General features: G+C 68.6%; 14 protein-coding genes and 2 pseudogenes. 12 read left to right on the forward strand and 4 right to left on the reverse strand.

The genetic code is table 11. The features are described from left to right. The first annotated feature begins 77 nt into the window (after positions 1-77). Entirely contained in the window at positions 78-1,775 is a 1,698-nt protein-coding gene (locus tag A5678_RS04745; protein WP_156746753.1) for a 3-ketosteroid-delta-1-dehydrogenase, read from the forward strand. A 52-nt stretch (positions 1,776-1,827) separates the two neighbouring features. Here the strand turns inward: A5678_RS04745 and A5678_RS04750 are convergent, their stop codons facing one another. Beyond that, entirely contained in the window at positions 1,828-2,505 is a 678-nt protein-coding gene (locus tag A5678_RS04750) for a PadR family transcriptional regulator (protein ID WP_068039381.1), read from the reverse strand. A 96-nt stretch (positions 2,506-2,601) separates the two neighbouring features. On the opposite strand from A5678_RS04750, the gene A5678_RS04755 reads away from it, so the two are divergent. Next, positions 2,602-3,522: a TIGR03619 family F420-dependent LLM class oxidoreductase gene (locus A5678_RS04755; protein ID WP_068039172.1), complete on the forward strand. Its 921-nt coding sequence runs from the start codon at positions 2,602-2,604 to the stop codon at positions 3,520-3,522. Positions 3,523-3,526: 4 nt separating this feature from the next. On the opposite strand, the gene A5678_RS04760 is transcribed toward A5678_RS04755, so the two are convergent. Continuing rightward, complete coding sequence (locus A5678_RS04760; RefSeq protein WP_197502034.1) at positions 3,527-4,363, reverse strand: hypothetical protein; 837 nt, start codon at positions 4,361-4,363, stop codon at positions 3,527-3,529. A 125-nt stretch (positions 4,364-4,488) separates the two neighbouring features. Between A5678_RS04760 and A5678_RS04765 the strand changes: the two are divergent. Beyond that, positions 4,489-5,612: pseudogene (locus A5678_RS04765) on the forward strand (FAD-dependent oxidoreductase). Positions 5,613-5,614: 2 nt separating this feature from the next. Here A5678_RS04765 and A5678_RS04770 read toward each other — a convergent pair. After that, positions 5,615-7,087 (reverse strand): multicopper oxidase family protein, encoded by a 1,473-nt coding sequence (locus tag A5678_RS04770; protein WP_068039176.1) that lies wholly within the window; start codon positions 7,085-7,087, stop codon positions 5,615-5,617. After that, a complete protein-coding gene (locus A5678_RS04775) occupies positions 7,084-7,818 on the reverse strand; it encodes an ArsR family transcriptional regulator (RefSeq protein WP_068039179.1) in 735 nt (244 codons plus the stop codon). Before A5678_RS04775 ends, A5678_RS04770 begins: the two co-directional genes overlap by 4 nt. Before the next feature lie 65 nt (positions 7,819-7,883). Between A5678_RS04775 and A5678_RS04780 the strand changes: the two genes are divergently transcribed. The 9 genes and pseudogenes from A5678_RS04780 (at position 7,884) to A5678_RS04825 (ending at position 15,545) form a co-directional block, all read left to right on the forward strand. After that, positions 7,884-9,149: an APC family permease gene (locus A5678_RS04780; protein ID WP_068039184.1), complete on the forward strand. Its 1,266-nt coding sequence runs from the start codon at positions 7,884-7,886 to the stop codon at positions 9,147-9,149. Continuing rightward, positions 9,146-9,619: a DoxX family protein gene (locus A5678_RS04785; RefSeq protein WP_068039187.1), complete on the forward strand. Its 474-nt coding sequence runs from the start codon at positions 9,146-9,148 to the stop codon at positions 9,617-9,619. The genes A5678_RS04780 and A5678_RS04785 overlap by 4 nt, the downstream gene beginning before the upstream one ends. Positions 9,620-9,676: 57 nt before the next feature. Further along, a complete protein-coding gene (locus A5678_RS04790) occupies positions 9,677-10,003 on the forward strand; it encodes a helix-turn-helix transcriptional regulator (RefSeq protein WP_068039191.1) in 327 nt (108 codons plus the stop codon). After that, a pseudogene (gene arsB, locus A5678_RS04795) lies at positions 10,000-11,509 on the forward strand (ACR3 family arsenite efflux transporter). The gene A5678_RS04790 and the pseudogene arsB overlap by 4 nt, the downstream one beginning before the upstream one ends. Before the next feature lie 24 nt (positions 11,510-11,533). Then, complete coding sequence (locus A5678_RS04805) at positions 11,534-11,941, forward strand: ArsI/CadI family heavy metal resistance metalloenzyme (RefSeq protein ID WP_068039200.1); 408 nt, start codon at positions 11,534-11,536, stop codon at positions 11,939-11,941. 46 nt (positions 11,942-11,987) lie between these two features. Next, complete coding sequence (locus A5678_RS04810) at positions 11,988-12,485, forward strand: flavin reductase family protein (RefSeq protein ID WP_068039203.1); 498 nt, start codon at positions 11,988-11,990, stop codon at positions 12,483-12,485. A 5-nt stretch (positions 12,486-12,490) separates the two neighbouring features. After that, positions 12,491-13,177, forward strand: a complete 687-nt coding sequence (locus A5678_RS04815; protein WP_068039387.1) for a pyrimidine reductase family protein — start codon at positions 12,491-12,493, stop codon at positions 13,175-13,177. Positions 13,178-13,321: 144 nt separating this feature from the next. After that, complete coding sequence (locus tag A5678_RS04820) at positions 13,322-13,663, forward strand: hypothetical protein (protein ID WP_068039206.1); 342 nt, start codon at positions 13,322-13,324, stop codon at positions 13,661-13,663. Positions 13,664-13,763: 100 nt separating this feature from the next. Further along, positions 13,764-15,545 (forward strand): serine/threonine protein kinase PknE, encoded by a 1,782-nt coding sequence (locus tag A5678_RS04825; RefSeq protein ID WP_068039209.1) that lies wholly within the window; start codon positions 13,764-13,766, stop codon positions 15,543-15,545. Positions 15,546-15,548: the final 3 nt, after the last annotated feature.

Genomic DNA, 15,548 nt, shown 5'->3' on the forward strand with positions numbered 1-15,548 from the left:
CGTTCGCGGGGCCGCTTGTTCCCACTGATCAGGACGGCTCTTCCGTTGCCGGGCGGCCTCGGCATACGGTTTTCGGCGTGAACCCCCAGAGCGCGACGATCCCCGCCGGGCTTCCCGTGACGGATATGACGGTCGACCTGCTGGTGGTCGGGTCCGGGACCGGCATGGCCGCGGCACTGGCCGCCGACGAGCTCGGGCTGTCGGTGCTGATGGTGGAGAAGTCGTCGTACGTGGGTGGGTCTACGGCCCGGTCGGGCGGCGCGCTGTGGCTGCCCGTCAGCCCGGTGCTGCGCGATGCCGGTGCCGAGGACTCCCCCGAGCGCGCCTCCGCGTATTTGGACTCGGTGGTGGCGGGTTCGGCCCCGCCGCAGCGATCGGCCGAATTCGTGGCCCACGTCCCGGCAACGGTCGACATGCTGCGCCGAACAACCCCGCTGCGGCTGTTCTGGGCCCGCGACTACTCCGACTACCACCCCGAGGAGCCGGGTGGCAGCGCGGCGGGCCGGACGTGCGAATGCCACCCGTTCGACACATCGATCCTCGGCCGGTACCGCACCCGGTTGCGGCCCGGTGTGCTCGAGGCCGGCGTCTCGATACCGACGACGGGTGCCGACTACCGGTGGATGAACCTCGTGGCCCGGGTGCCGCGCAAGGGCATTCCCACGATCGGCAAGCGGGTGGCACAGGGGTTCGGCGGAAGGATGATCGGTCGGCGCTACGCCGCGGGCGGCCAGGGTCTGATGGCCGGGCTGTTTGCGGGGGTGCTGCGCGCGGGTGTCCCGGTGTGGACCGACAGCCCGCTCGTGCGCCTGGAAGGCGACGGGAAGCGGGTGACTGGCGCGGTCGTCGACCATGACGGACGCGAGGTGACGATCACAGCCCGGCGCGGAGTGGTGCTGGCAACCGGTGGTTTCGACCACAGCATGGACATGCGGTGGAAGTTTCAGTCCGAGTCGCTGGGCGCCAATCTGAGCCTGGGTGCCCAATCCAACACGGGCGACGGCATTCGTGCGGCGCAGGAAGTCGGCGGCGATATCGCTCTGATGGATCAAGCATGGTGGTTTCCCGCCATCGCGCCCCTACCGGGCAAGGCGCCGGCGGTGATGCTGGCCGAACGTTCGCTGCCGGGAAGTCTCATCGTCGACCAAAACGGCCACCGGTTCGCGAACGAGTCCGCAGATTACATGTCGTTCGGCCAGAGATTGCTCGAGCTGGAGCGGTCGGGCAGCCCCGTGGACGCGATGTGGATCGTGTTCGACCAGCAGTACCGCAACAGCTATGTCTTTGGCGCCGAACTGTTCCCGCGCATGCGCATCCCGCAAGCCTGGTACGACGCGGGCATCGCGGTGCGGGCGGACAACCTAGCCGAGCTTGGTGCCCGGATGAACGTCCCGGCACCGGAATTCTGCGAGACGATGACTCACTTCAACCAAAACGCCGCTGTCGGTGACGATCCCGACTTCGGGCGAGGGCGCAGCGCCTACGACCGCTACTACGGAGACCCGACGATCAAGCCGAATCCGAATCTGCGTCCACTGACCAGCGGCCCGTTCTACGCCGTGAAGATGGTGCTCAGCGACCTCGGCACCTGCGGCGGCCTGAAGGCCGACGAGCGCGCACGGGTGCTCCGCGAGGACGGAAGCGTGATCGCCGGCCTGTATGCAGTCGGCAACACCGCCGCCAACGCGTTCGGAACGACGTATCCGGGCGCGGGCGCGACGATCGCACAGGGCCTGGTCTACGGGTACATCGCGGCCCGCGACGCAGCGCGCTAGCGGCGATCGCGAGGGCGGCGAGGCCGGGCGAAGCGGGTCGCCGCCAGCAGGATCAGTCCGCTTTCCGTTTGGCCTCGACCTGCTTCTCGACCTCACGCCAGTAGCCGGGCATCGGGCGTGGCAGCCCGGAGCTCCCCTTGGCCGCCTTCTTCAAAACGGCGTCGGCCTCGTCGATTTCCTTCATCAGTTCGAGCGCGAACTCGCGCTCAGCGGCGTAGTACTTGGCCGCCCAGCGCAGCGCGAGCACCGAATACGCCCAGGCGGGTTGGGCCTCGGCGCCGTCGGCGTCCTCGACCGCTTTGCGGTGCCTGGCTTCGGCGTAGGCGACGTGCTCCTGGAGCAACTCCTTGAGCCGGGCCGGATTACTGAGGTGACCAAACGTCACCCGCAGCAGGACGCTGTGCTTGAGCACCGGGGGGTCCACCGGGGCATTGTTGGTCCAGTCGGTGACGGCGGCCATCCCGGCTGCGGTGATCTTATAGAGCCGGCGGCTACGCGTACCCTCGTCGCGCTCGACACGTGAGGTCACCAGGCCCAGCCCCTCGAGCTTCTTCAACTCGGTGTAGATCTGGCTGTACGACGGACTCCAGTAGTAGAGATCGACGCTCCAGTCGATCCACTTTTTCAGGTCGTAGCCGGACACTTCCTCCTCATACGACATCATGCCCAGCAGCGCCCAGCTGGTGGCGGCAAGCACCGCCTTACCCTGGTTTCCGCTGGCAGCGGCCATTTCGGAGTCCACATCGCCAGAGTAACAACATGGGTCGCAAGATCGCGTGACATGGACCGCTAGCCGGGACACGCTGCTGTGGGCGATTGTTGCAGGGTGAAGTTCGCCTTCCCCCTGCCCCACATGTTGCGCCTGCCGGCGATGACACAGCCCTGGGAAGCCACGGTCACGGGTCCGGATCAGACCCGCATGGTGAAATGCGCGGACCGATGGGGCTACGACATGATCGCCGTCCCCGAGCATCTCGTCATCCCCACCGAGCACGTCGAGCTGTCCGGGCCCCACTACCTGCATTCGACGGCCGCCCAGGCCTATATCGCCGGTGCGACCGAGCGGGTCGCCGTCAACTCGTGCGTCACCATCCTGCCGTTGCACCAGCCGGTCGCCCTGGCCAAGGCGCTGGCGACCGCGGACTGGATGAGCGGCGGCCGGATGATGGTCACCTTCGGGGTCGGGTGGCTGGCCCGGGAATTCGAGCTAATCGGGGTGCCCTTCGGCGAGCGGGGCCGCATCGCCGACGAGTACTTGGCGGCCATCGTGGAGCTGTGGACCAGTGACACACCGCGATTCGAGGGCCGCTACGTGTCGTTCGACGGCATCGCGTTCGAACCGAAACCGGTGCAGAAGCCGCACCTTCCGATCTGGATCGGCGGGGACGCCGATGCGGCGCTGCGCCGGGCGGCCAAGTTCGCCACCGGCTGGTGGCCGTTCCTCACCCCGCCCGAGCGGATCGCCGAAAAACTCGGCTACATCAAGTCCCAACCGTCCTATGACGGCCGGCCGTTCGAGGTCATGCACGGGCTGAGCACCAACCGGGTCGGCGAAGGACACGTCGCCCGCGACGATCCGACCGGACGGCCCGGCATGAGCGCCGACGAGATCGTCGACCGGTTGGGGTGGCTCGCCGAACAAGGCGTGACGATCAGCGCCGTCCCCATCCCCGCCGTCGGCGGGGTCGACGCGTACCTCGACTACGCACAGTGGGTGATCGAGGAGATCAAACCCCAAGTGCCGTAACCGATCACCTGATCGTCAACCCGCGCTTGCGGACCCACCCCACCGCGGCGACGGTGCCGGTGATCCAGACGGCCACGGCGATGGCCAGGTGCACGAAGCTCTTGGTGTCGCGACCCAACACCGGCCAGATCATCGCGGGCACCTTCGTCCAAAGCACCTTGTGCTCAACCCCGTTCATCGGGTCGGCGACGTAGTACAGCGCGTACGGCAGGGTCAGCACCGTCAGCCAGCTGCCGGTGCGGCGCCGATCGCCGCGCTGGCGCCACCGCCGAATCAGCGGCTCGACGCTGATTGGGTGCAGCACCGAGATGACGTTGCCCACCCCCAGCCACGACACGATGGGCACGGCGACGGTGGGGATCGTGATCCCCAGCCGCCCCGGCGTCTCCAGGCACAGCGTCAACACCATCGCCGCCAGCAAGGTGGGCAGCCCGACGATCGCAAGCAGGGCAAGGTTTTTGATCAGCAGAATTCGCCAGAACGGCACGCCGCCGGACAGGCCCGCCAGGACGCGATAGTGATCGGCGCCGAACAGGTTGGTGGTGGTGACGTCGGCCAACACCCACGACGAAAAGTAGGTGCCCACCAAGATCACCCAGTCGGTGTGGTGGCGACCGATGGTGAGCGGCTGAACCAGCAGCCATGCCGCGGCGAAGATCACGTTCGCGACCACGCCCATCAGCCAAGTGCGCGGCGCGGTGAACGCCCACCGGATCTCGGCGAGCACCGCCGCCCCCAAAGCCGGCTTCCTGAAGTCCTTGGCGGCCCGCCGGGCGGCGGCCGGGCGGGGCGCCGACGCGCGCACGGCGGCGCGCAACGCGGCATGCGCGCGGGGCTGCATCGACCGCTGCAACTCGGTGACGCGGTCGATGCGATCACTCCTCGGGGAGGCGATCACCTGACGTGCTCCTGGCAATCGATCGATCAGTGCGCGGCCGGAAACTTCATGCCAGGCAGGATAGCGACATGAACCGCAAGCGTGTCGTCATTGCCGGGCTTGGGGACGCGGGTGTCCTGGCCGCGATCCGGCTGTCGGGGCACGCCGAGGTCGTCGGCATCTCCGTCAAGCCCGCGCTGGTCAGCGGTCAGGAACTCGGCGTTCGGCTCGCGCGCCCGGACGATTGGGCCCGCGATTACTGGATCCCCTTCGACAGGTTCCGGCGCCTGGACCGGGTCCGGACGGTGCAGGCCCAGCTGACCGGCGTGGACCTGGCCGCCCGCACCGTCCTGGGCAAACGCGCCGACGGGGCTGAACTCGCCGAGGAATACGACGCGCTGATCATCGCGACCGGGGTCAGCAACGGCTTCTGGCGCCGGCCGACACTGCAATCGGCGGCCGAGGTCGGGGCGGAGCTGCGTACCGCGCACGAGCGGCTGGCGACCGCCGGCTCGGTCATCGTCGTGGGCGGCGGCGCGGCGGCGGTGAGCAGCGCGCTCAACCTGGCCAGCACGTGGCCGGACAAGCGGATCGATCTGTACTTCCCGGGAGAATCCGCGCTGGGTGGGCACCATCCGCGGATCTGGACGCGGATTCACGGGCGACTCACCGCCCTGGGCGTGGGCATCCACCCGGGCCACCGCGCCGTGCTGCCCGACGCCTTCGGGGGCGACGAGATCACCGGTGAGCCGGTGCGCTGGAGCACCGGACAACCGCCGGCTTGCGCCGACGCCGTGCTGTGGGCGATCGGACGGGTGCGACCTAACACCGACTGGTTGCCGCGCGAGCTGCTCGACGACGGCGGGTTCGTGCGCGTGACACCGGAGCTGCGGGTGCCCGGGCGCCGCGGCGTCTTCGCGGTCGGCGACGTCGCGGCGACCGATCCGCTGCGTAGTTCGGCTCGCAACCGCGGGGATGCGTTGGTGGCCCGCAACGTCCGGGCCGAACTCAGCGGCGGGCGGCTGAGACCTACCGTGCGCCGACGCGGCGCTGGGGTTCGCTGGTGGGTATTCAACCGAACGGGCTGGAGGTTTTTACGCCCACCGGCCACTCGTTCCGGTTTCCGTCGTGGTCGGTCGACCGGGTGGTGATGCCGTGGATCGTGCGCTGGGGCATGTATCGCGGAGTGCGGGAGAACAATCCGCTTGGTTGAGGTCAGACGCTGTTGAGCAGCAGCATGAAACCGTAATCCATGTGGATCTGCTGGTGGCAGTGCAGCAGCGACAAGCCGGGCTGGTCGGCGACGAAGTCGACGTCCATGCTCTGGTAGCCGCCCAGCATCGCGACGTCCTTGCGCACGCCCGCCGTTGGCGTGCCGGCGAATTGGGTGATCTCGAACGTGTGCCGGTGCAGGTGCATCGGGTGCAGGTCGTCACTGGCATTGCGGAAACGCAGCCGGTAGCGCTTGCCGCGCTGCACGTCGAGCACGGGCCGGTTGCCGTCCATGGAAAACGCCGTGCCGTTGATGGTCCAGGCGTTGAATCCGCCGTCGGCGGCATTGCGCTTCTCGATCAGCATCTCGAGCGTGTGGTCGGGCGACGGGGCGCTCGCCGGGTTGGGCGGGGCGAACAGCCGATAGTCCCAGGCGAACGGCGGCGGCGCCGCCCAGGCCGGATCCCCGCCGCGCCCGGCATATTCGACGACCACCCCCATGCCGCGGCCCCGGTCCTCGTCGGAGACGTCGCCCAACACCCAGACACCCGGGTTGGTCATGGTCACCAGCGCCGAGATGCGTTCGCCGGCGCCCAGCCACAGTACCGGCACCGGCGCCGGGTTGGGAACCGGATTGCCGTCCAGCGCAATCACATTGAAGGCGTGTCCGGACAGCGCCAGGCTGCGGGTTTCGGTGGCGCTGCCGTTGAGCACGTGCAGCAACACCCGCTGACCGGTGCGCACCCGGATCGGATCGCCGTGGCCGAGCATGCGGCCGTTGACCGCGAACGCGCCGTAGCCGACCTCGTAGCCGCGGGGTTCGCCGCGAGCCAGCGAGGCCGCCATCGCGGACTCGCCCCTGGCCTTGAGACCCGGGTCTTGCTCGCCCGCCAGGAAATCGCCGGCCATGTCGCCGCCGCGGCTGAACGTGGGCTCGAACTCCTTGAGCGTCAGGAAGATCTCTTGGTCGTACGCCCCGGCGTCCTGCCTGGGCTCGATGTAGACCGGGCCGACCAGTCCGGTGTACTGACCGCGGGACAGGTCGGATCGCGGCACCACATGGGTGTGATAGAAGCGGAAACCCGCGGGGCCGGGGACGAAGGAAATCCGCCGCATGCCGTGCGCGGGGATGTAAGGCGTGCCCTCCTCCGCGGCGCCGTCGACATCCACGCCCAACTGCTGGCCGTGCCAGTGCAGCTGCTCGGGGGAACCGGTGTCGTTGAAGACATCCACCGTCGTCCGCTGACCCTCCTTGAACCGCAGCAGCGGGCCGGGAAACTGCCCGTTGTAAGTCAGGGTCGACACGACGTGGCCCGGCGCCAATTCGACTGCGCCGGTGCCGATCCGCAGCGTGTAGTCGGCCTTGACGCCGGGTGGTTCGGGCCGCCCGCACGCGCCCACGGCGCTTCCGCCTGCGGCCAGCGCGGCCAGCCCGCCCCATTTGAAGAAGTCACGCCGATCGAGCGGCACGGTCATCGCCTCCGTGGGAGCGTGTCCAGGGCGGGCACGAGGAAGTCGATACGGTCGTCCAATTCGCTTGCCAGTCGTTGGAATTCACGGTAGCCACCGGCCGAAGGGTCTGGCAGGCTCCAGTGCATCGTCGTCGCCAGGTCATGGTTGCGCACGTACTCGCGGACCCTGTCGCACAGCGTGATCACGCAATCGAAGCGGCGCCGGACCACGGCCGTCAACGGTTGGGGCCGGCGCCCACCGAGGTCGATGCCGTACCTGTCGCGCATGACGCGGATCGCGTTGGGGTGCAGGTGCGGTTTGGGATGGCTGCCCGCGCTCGCGGCCCGAATGCTGCCCTGGCCCCTGTGCTCCAGCAGCGCCTCGGCCATCGGTGATCGTGCGCTGTTCCCGGTACACAAGAACAACACCGACCGCGCCGCCGGCTTGGCGGCGGGCGTCGGCGCGAGTGCGGGATGCAGCGCCGCGGCGGCCTCGCGGAAGGCGCCGGCGCACCCCGTCAGGTTCAGGCGGTAGTAGGTGTCGCGACCGTCGAAAGCGCTGCGGCGCGCGTCGACGAGCCGGGCCGCGCGAAGCTGGCGCAAGTGATACGAAACGAGGTTCTGCGGTTCGTCAACGGCGGCAGCCAATTCCCGCACCCGGTGGTCGCTGCCCGCGAGTTCGGTCAGCAGCGCCCAGCGCACCGGGTGCGACGCCATCTGCATCAGCGACGGAACCGCCGTCTTGCTTGCCGCCATCCCAGCAGACAATACATCAAACTCATTTGATAGGTTGGCCGCTGCGTGCGCGGTGAGGAGACCGATTGGCCGAGAACGACACCGGCGAGCTTCGCCGAAGCCTGGGCTTGTTCGACGCGGTGACGATCGGGCTGGGTTCGATGATGGGTGCCGGCATTTTCGCCGCGCTCGGGCCGGCGGCGCGCGCGGCGGGCTCGGGCCTGCTGGTGGGCCTGGCGGTGGCCGCGGTTGTGGCCTATTGCAACGCCACCTCGTCCGCGCGCCTGGCCGCCCGCTACCCCGCCTCCGGCGGCACCTATGTGTACGGCCGCGAACGGTTGGGCGACTTCTGGGGATACCTGGCGGGGTGGGGATTCGTCGTTGGCAAAACGGCGTCGTGCGCGGCAATGGCACTTACCATCGGCTCCTATGCGTGGCCGTCGCAGGCGCACGCGGTGGCCGTCGCCGCCGTGGTGGCGCTGACCGCGGTGAATTACGCCGGAGTGCGGAAGTCGGCCTGGCTGACGCGCATCATCGTCGCGCTCGTCCTCGCCGTGCTGGCCGCAGTGGTGGTCACGGCATTCGCCTCGGGAGCGGCGGAACGACTGAGCCCGGCCGATGCGACCGCCGGTGGGGTGATCCAGGCCGCGGGGCTGTTGTTCTTCGCCTTCGCCGGCTACGCGCGCATCGCCACCCTGGGCGAAGAGGTGCGCGACCCGGCGCGCACCATCCCCCGCGCGATACCGCTGGCGCTCGCCATCACCCTGGCCGTCTACGCCCTGGTGGCCGCCGCGGCGCTGGCGGTGCTCGGACCCCGACGCCTCGGCCAGGCCACGGCGCCGCTGGTGGACACGGTGCGGGTGGCCGGGGCGGGCTGGCTCGGTCCCGTCGTGCAGGTGGGGGCGGCGGTCGCGGCGCTCGGGTCGCTGCTGGCGCTGATCCTGGGCGTCTCCCGCACCACGTTGGCCATGGCCCGTGACCGCCACCTGCCCCATGTGCTCACCGCCGTGCACCCGCGGTTCGGGGTCCCCCACCGAGCGGAACTGCTGATCGGCGCCGTCGTGGCGGTGTTGTGCGCCACCGTCGATCTTCGGGGCGCGATAGGTTTTTCATCATTCGCCGTGCTGATCTACTACGCGGTCGCCAACGCCTCCGCGTTCACCCTCCGGCCCCATGAGGGCCGTCCGCACCGCGCGATCCCGGTGCTCGGGTTGGTCGGGTGCGTCGTTTTGGCGTTCGCGATGCCGCCGTCATCGGTGCTGTCGGGCGTGACGGTGCTGGGCATCGGGGTCGCCGCCTACGCAATCCGGCGCGTCGCGACCGGAGTTCGACAGCAGGGAGACCGCACATGACTCGACCCGCACCCCGGCTCGCTCCGGTGCTTTCGACGCGCGCTCCGGCCGCGGTGGCGTTGATTCGTCTCTATGTGGGCCTGGTGTTCGCGTGCGAGGGCGCCCTGAAGTTTCTTCGGCCCGCCTCGCTCGGCACCGGCAGGTTCGAGAAGGCGGGCATCCCCGCGCCCGCGTTCTTTTCCACCCTGGACGGAGTCTTCGAGATCGGCTGCGGCACGCTCATTCTCCTCGGGCTGCTGACCCGGCTGGCCACCGTGCCGATGATCGTCGACATGGTCGGCGCGCTGTTGATCACCAAGCTGCCCATCTTCTGGGGACGGGCCCCGCTCTTCCGTGCCGAACACGGCTGGTGGGACTTCATCCACGAATCACGCGTCGACTTGGCGCAGGTCTGCGGCAGCCTGTTCCTGCTATTCGTGGGGGCCGGTGCCTTGTCGCTCGATGCCCGGCTCAGCCGGTCGGCCCGGTAGCCGGCCCGCGGCGACACCGAACTTGCCATCTGATTCGATGAGTGTATATATAGAAGGATGTCGAATCAGCAGGCAACATGTTGCCCGGCCCTCGGAGCGGCGGCCATCGACGAGGCGCGGGCCGCCGACCTGGCGACGATGTTCAAGGCGCTGGGCGACCCCGTCCGCCTGAGGTTGTTGAGCCTGATCGGCAGCCACCCCGGTGGCGAGGCCTGTGTCTGCGAGATATCGGCCACCTTCGACCTCTCCCAGCCGACGATTTCCCACCACCTCAAGCTCTTGCGCTCCGCCGGGCTGCTGGACTGCGAGCGGCGCGGCACCTGGGTGTACTACTGGGTGATTCCCACTGCGCTGCAGCAACTTTCGTCGGTCCTGAAGCCATGACCGGCACCCAGACTCCGGCGTCCGGCCCGTCCATGGCGGCGGCGCGGCTCCCCGTGATGGACCGGTTCCTGCCGATATGGATCGGTGCGGCGATGGCCGCGGGCCTGCTGCTGGGCCGAATCGTTCCCGGGCTGGGATCGGCGCTGGGCGCCGTTGCCATTCAAGGGGTTTCACTGCCGATCGCGGTCGGCCTGTTGGTCATGATGTATCCGGTGCTGGCCAAGGTCCGCTACGACCGGCTCGACGAGGTCACCGCCGACCGCAGGCTGATGGTGTCCTCCGTTCTGCTCAATTGGGTGATCGGTCCCGCGGTGATGTTCACGCTGGCCTGGTCGCTGCTGCCGGACCTGCCCGAGTACCGCACGGGCCTGATCATCGTGGGGCTGGCTCGCTGCATCGCGATGGTCATCATCTGGAACGACCTGGCCTGCGGGGACCGCGAGGCGGCGGCCGTGCTGGTCGCGCTGAATTCTTTGTTTCAGGTGGTCATGTTCGCCGCGCTGGGCTGGTTCTACCTGTCGGTGCTGCCGGGGTGGTTGGGCCTGCCCCAAACGGGCATCCACGTCTCGCCATGGCAGATCGCCAAGGCGGTGCTCATCTTCCTCGGCATCCCACTGCTCGCCGGATACCTGTCTCGCCGACTGGGCGAACGGATCCGGGGCCGCGACTGGTATGAGACGCGGTTCCTGCCCCGCATCGGGCCGTGGGCCCTGTACGGGTTGTTGTTCACCATCGTGATTCTCTTTGCCCTGCAGGGCCATGCGATCACTTCGCGGCCATGGGACGTGGCCCGCATCGCGATCCCGTTGCTGGCCTACTTCGCGGTCATGTGGGCGGGCGGGTACGCCCTCGGACTGCTGCTGCGGCTCGGCTACGCCCGCACCGCCACGCTGGCGTTCACCGCCGCCGGGAACAACTTCGAACTGGCCATCGCGGTGGCCATTGCGACCTACGGCGTCACATCCGGGCAAGCTCTTGCCGGGGTTGTCGGACCACTGATCGAGGTGCCGGTGCTGGTCGGGCTGGTCTACGTTTCGCTTGCGCTGCGCGCGCGGCTGTTCCGGGGCGAGCCGACCCGAGGGGCCCACGCCGATGTCGGGTAAGCGAAGCGTCCTGTTCGTCTGCGTCCATAACGCCGGCCGCTCACAGATGGCCGCCGCCCTGCTGGGCCGGATGGCCGAAGGCCGGATCGAAGTCCGTTCCGCCGGAACCCAACCCGCCGACGAGGTCAACGCCGTTGCGATTGCCGCGATGGCCGAGCTGGGCATCGACATCACCACCGCCAGCCCGAAGATCCTCTCCGGTGACGATGTCCAAACCAGCGACGTCGTCATCACCATGGGCTGCGACGACACGTGTCCCTACTTTCCGGGAGTGTCCTACCGCGACTGGAAAGTGCCCGACCCCGCCGGCCAGCCGATAACCACGGTGCGTGCCATCCGCGACGACATCGCCCGACGCGTCGAGGCGTTGATCGCCGAACTCCTGCCCACGACAACCCCATAGCCCGCACCGAAGAAAGGACACCTCATGTCTCGTGTGCAACTCGCCCTCAACGTCGACGACCTCGGCGAGGCGATCGCGTTCTACTCCAAGCTGTTCAACACCGAACCGGCCAAGGTCAAACCCGGCTACGCGAACTTCGCGATCGCCGAGCCCCCGCTCAAGCTGGTCCTGCTGGAGAACCCCGGTCACGGCGGCAGCCTCAACCACCTCGGCGTGGAAGTCGCCACCAGTGACACCGTGCTCACCGAAATCGCCCGCCTCACCGAACGGGGACTGGTCACCGAGGAGGAGCTCAACACCACCTGCTGCTTCGCCAGCCAGGACAAGGTGTGGGTCACCGGCCCCGGCGGGGAACGCTGGGAGGTCTACACCGTGATCGCGGACTCCGACACCTTCGGAGAAGCCACCGACGAACCCTGCTGCCAGGCCTAGGGGCACCGCCCAATTCCCGCGCGGGCCGAGCGGGAAGACTGGGCGGATGGCCGACCCCGGAGAAGACGCGTTCGAAAAGCTTGTCGCGGTGCTGAACTACCCGATGTACGTGGTGACCACGCGGGCCGACGGCGTCGCGGCGGGCTGTCTGGTCGGGTTCGCCAGCCAGACCAGCATTCACCCACCCCGATTCCTGGTCGGTCTGTCCCGGAAGAACCACACGTTCCGGGTCGCCACCGAGGCGTCTCACCTGGCGGTGCACGTGTTCGACCACGAGCACCTCGACATCGTGGAGTTCTTCGGCAGCCAAACCGGCGACACGATCAACAAGTTCGACCGCTGCTCGTGGCACACCGGTCCGGCACGGATGCCCATCCTCGACGACGCGGCCGCATGGTTCGTCGGCGAAATTCTCGAGCGGTTCTCGCTGGGTGACCACGTCGGGCATCTGCTCGCGCCGGTGGACGGCCGGCCCCCGCGGGAACTGGAAAGCTGGGTGTCCTTCAGCGACGTCCAGCATCTGGAACCCGGCCACGAGGCGTAGCAGTGATTCCGCGGGTGGGCACCGTCGCCGGCATCACCGAACTCGCATCGTTCTACGCCGATCCGCCGCCGGGCGTGCGGGCCAACATGATTTTCAGCGCCGATGGTGCGGCCGCGTTCGGCGGCCGAGCCGGTCCGCTGTCGTGTCCCCTCGATCAGCAGCTGCTGAAAACCTTGCGCGGCTTCGCCGACGTCGTCCTGGTGGGCGCCGGCACCGCGCGCGCCGAGAATTACGGCCCGGTGCGGCTCACCGACGCGGGCCGGACCGCTCCGCCCCCGATCGCGGTGATCAGCCGCAGCGGACGGTTGCCGTCTCGGTTGTTCGACGACCCCGACCAGCCACCGATCGTGGTGACGTGCGCACACGCGGCGGCGGCGCGAGACGACCGCAGCGACGACGGGCGGCAAGTGTTGGTGGCGGGCGAAGAATCCGTGGACGTGGCGCGGGCCGTCGCCCTGCTGGCCGCCCGAGGCATGCAGCGCGTCCTGTGCGAGGGCGGCCCGACCGTACTCGACGCGCTCGTGGAGGCCGGTGCCGTCGATGAGATCTGCGTGACCCTGGCGCCCAAGCTAGCGGCCAGCCAGCCGGTGGGCCAGCGCCTGAGCCCGTCGCCCCTGCCCGCACCGGTGTCGATGCGCCTCGAACACGCTCTGGTTTGCGACGACTACTTGTTCTTGAAGTATCGCCGCTGAATCCGCTCGACATGCAGCCGGCCGAACCGCTTCCTATGATGGAAATGCCCCATTGCACACTTGTATCGAATCGCCTGCGCGGCATCATTTTCAGTTCCTCGCCGTCCACTTTCTCGAGCCACACAGAGGAGGACTATCGGCCAGGTGAGCAGCTCAAAAGACGACCATGACTACCGCAATCTGGCGGTCAACCGGCTGCGGCCCAGCGAACTGCAATGGGCGCTGAACCATGACGCCGTACACGGGATCGCGTATGCCTTCAAGCATCCCGTCGCCGTCGCCGAATCCCTCGACGATCCGGACGACGACAGAATGACCTATCTGATCCGCGTCAAGCGCGACGACCTGGCCAACGCGTTCGGGAAGATCAACGACTGGATCACCGAAAACCCCGGCCCCGCCGGGATGCAGGCGTTCGGATTCGTGCGGGCCCTGTCACGCGAAGGGCTGACCGAACGCACCAACGGCGACGACGAACTCCGGTAATCCGGGCTGCCGAAAAGCTGGCTTTCGCTATTCGCCGTGCCCAGCGGCCTGCGAAACCTTAGCCTTATGCCTGCGCACGGTCGGTGACTGAGGAGTCGGGATGGGTGACACGACCGCGGATTCGCGGGAGGGTTCGCAGTTCGGGCCATATCTGCTGCGGCGGCTGATCGGCCGGGGCGGCATGGGCGACGTCTATGAGGCCGAGGACACGGTCCGGGAACGCACCGTCGCGCTGAAGCTGATGTCGCAGACGCTGTCCACCGACCCGGTCTTCCGCTCCCGCATGCAGCGCGAGGCCCGCACCGCGGGCCGGCTGCAGGAACCGCACGTCGTCCCGATTCATGACTTCGGCGAGATCGACGGCCAGCTCTATGTCGACATGCGCCTGATCGACGGCAAAGACCTGGCCACCATGCTGAGCCGCTACGGACCACTGTCCCCGCCCCGGGCGGTCGCGATCGTGCGCCAGATCGGCTCAGCGCTCGACGCCGCGCACGCCGCCGGGGTCCTGCATCGCGACGTCAAGCCGGAAAACATCTTGGTGAGCGGCGACGACTTCGCCTACCTCGTGGACTTCGGGATCGCCAGCGCCACCGCCGACGAAAAGCTGACGCAGATCGGCACGACCGTGGGCACCGTCAAATACATGGCCCCGGAGCGGTTCAGCGACTCCGAGGTCACCCATCGGGCCGACATCTACGCCCTGGCCTGCGTGTTGTACGAGTGCCTGACCGGATCCCCGCCGTACACCGGCGACCAGATCAGCGTGATGGGCGCCCACCTGCACCAGGCGATCCCGCAGCCCAGTACCGCTCGGCCCGGCATCCCGGTCGCCTTCGACGCGGTGATCACCCGCGGCATGGCCAAGGATCCCGCGAACCGCTACGCCAGCTGCGGTGACCTGTCCGCGGCCGCCTACGCGGCGCTGGCCGAACCCGACCAGGACCGCGCGACCGACATCTTGGCGCGCAGCCAGGTGGCGCGGTTGCCGGCCGCATTCGCCGGCCAGCAGCCCGGGGGAATCGCCCAGGCCGCCCCCGCGCACGCCCCTTCGTCCGGCCCGATGTGGGCGGCGCCGCCACCGCCCGGGGGTCCGATGCCCCAGCCGACGGGGTGGGGCGGTGCCCCCACCTGGGGTCCCAGCACCGCCGGGGCACCGCCGTGGGGCCGGCCGCCGCGGCCGAGCAGGAAGCCCTGGCTGTGGGTGGGCGTCGCCGCCACCGCGCTGGTGGCCGTCGTGGGCGTGGCGCTCGCCGTCATCCGGCCGTGGGAGTCGTCGTCCCCCGCGCCGCCGACCAAGCAACCGCCGGCACCGGACGCCGTCGCGCTCCGGGTCCTCGACGACGGTGTATTCGTGGGCAGCTCGGCGGCGCCGCTGACCATCGACATCTTCAACGAACCCATCTGTCCGCCCTGCGGCAGTTTCATCAGGTCGAATGCGGGTGACATCGACAGCGCGGTGAACAACAAGAAGCTCGCGGTGCGCTACCACCTGCTCGACTTCCTCGACGACAAGTCGCACAGCAAGAACTACTCGACCCGTGCGGTGGCGGCGTCGTACTGCGTCGCCGCCCAGAATGACGCGAAGCTCTACACCGACTTCTATTCCGGCTTGTTCGCCAGCAACTTCCAGCCGGCGGAGGACGCCGCGGAGGACCGCACCGACGGCGAACTGGCCCAATTGGCCAAGACCGTCGGTGCCGACGCCGACGTCATCAGCTGCATCAAGTCCGGAGACGACGTCGGCACGGGCAAGGCGAAATCCGCCAGCGGTTACGCGACGCTGTCCGGGCTGAACGCCAACTCCACCCCCTTCGTGTGGGACGGCACCGCGTCGGTGAACTATCAGGACCCGGCCTGGCTGACGAAGCTCCTCGGATAGCCG

Source organism: Mycobacterium sp. E2733, from assembly GCF_001667585.1.
In the GTDB taxonomy this organism is placed as follows: Bacteria; Actinomycetota; Actinomycetes; order Mycobacteriales; family Mycobacteriaceae; genus Mycobacterium.

What these genes read in the sequence shown, in the direction of transcription:
- A5678_RS04750 (WP_068039381.1), bottom strand. Translation starts at nt 2,505, where the DNA reads ATGGCCGCTGCCAGCGGAAACCAGGGTAAGGCGGTGCTTGCCGCCACC.
- A5678_RS04760 (WP_197502034.1), bottom strand. Translation starts at nt 4,363, where the DNA reads ATGCAGCCCCGCGCGCATGCCGCGTTGCGCGCCGCCGTGCGCGCGTCG.
- A5678_RS04770 (WP_068039176.1), bottom strand. Translation starts at nt 7,087, where the DNA reads ATGACCGTGCCGCTCGATCGGCGTGACTTCTTCAAATGGGGCGGGCTG.
- A5678_RS04775 (WP_068039179.1), bottom strand. Translation starts at nt 7,818, where the DNA reads ATGGCGGCAAGCAAGACGGCGGTTCCGTCGCTGATGCAGATGGCGTCG.
- A5678_RS04785 (WP_068039187.1), top strand. Translation starts at nt 9,146, where the DNA reads ATGACTCGACCCGCACCCCGGCTCGCTCCGGTGCTTTCGACGCGCGCT.
- A5678_RS04790 (WP_068039191.1), top strand. Translation starts at nt 9,677, where the DNA reads ATGTCGAATCAGCAGGCAACATGTTGCCCGGCCCTCGGAGCGGCGGCC.
- A5678_RS04805 (WP_068039200.1), top strand. Translation starts at nt 11,534, where the DNA reads ATGTCTCGTGTGCAACTCGCCCTCAACGTCGACGACCTCGGCGAGGCG.
- A5678_RS04810 (WP_068039203.1), top strand. Translation starts at nt 11,988, where the DNA reads ATGGCCGACCCCGGAGAAGACGCGTTCGAAAAGCTTGTCGCGGTGCTG.
- A5678_RS04825 (WP_068039209.1), top strand. Translation starts at nt 13,764, where the DNA reads ATGGGTGACACGACCGCGGATTCGCGGGAGGGTTCGCAGTTCGGGCCA.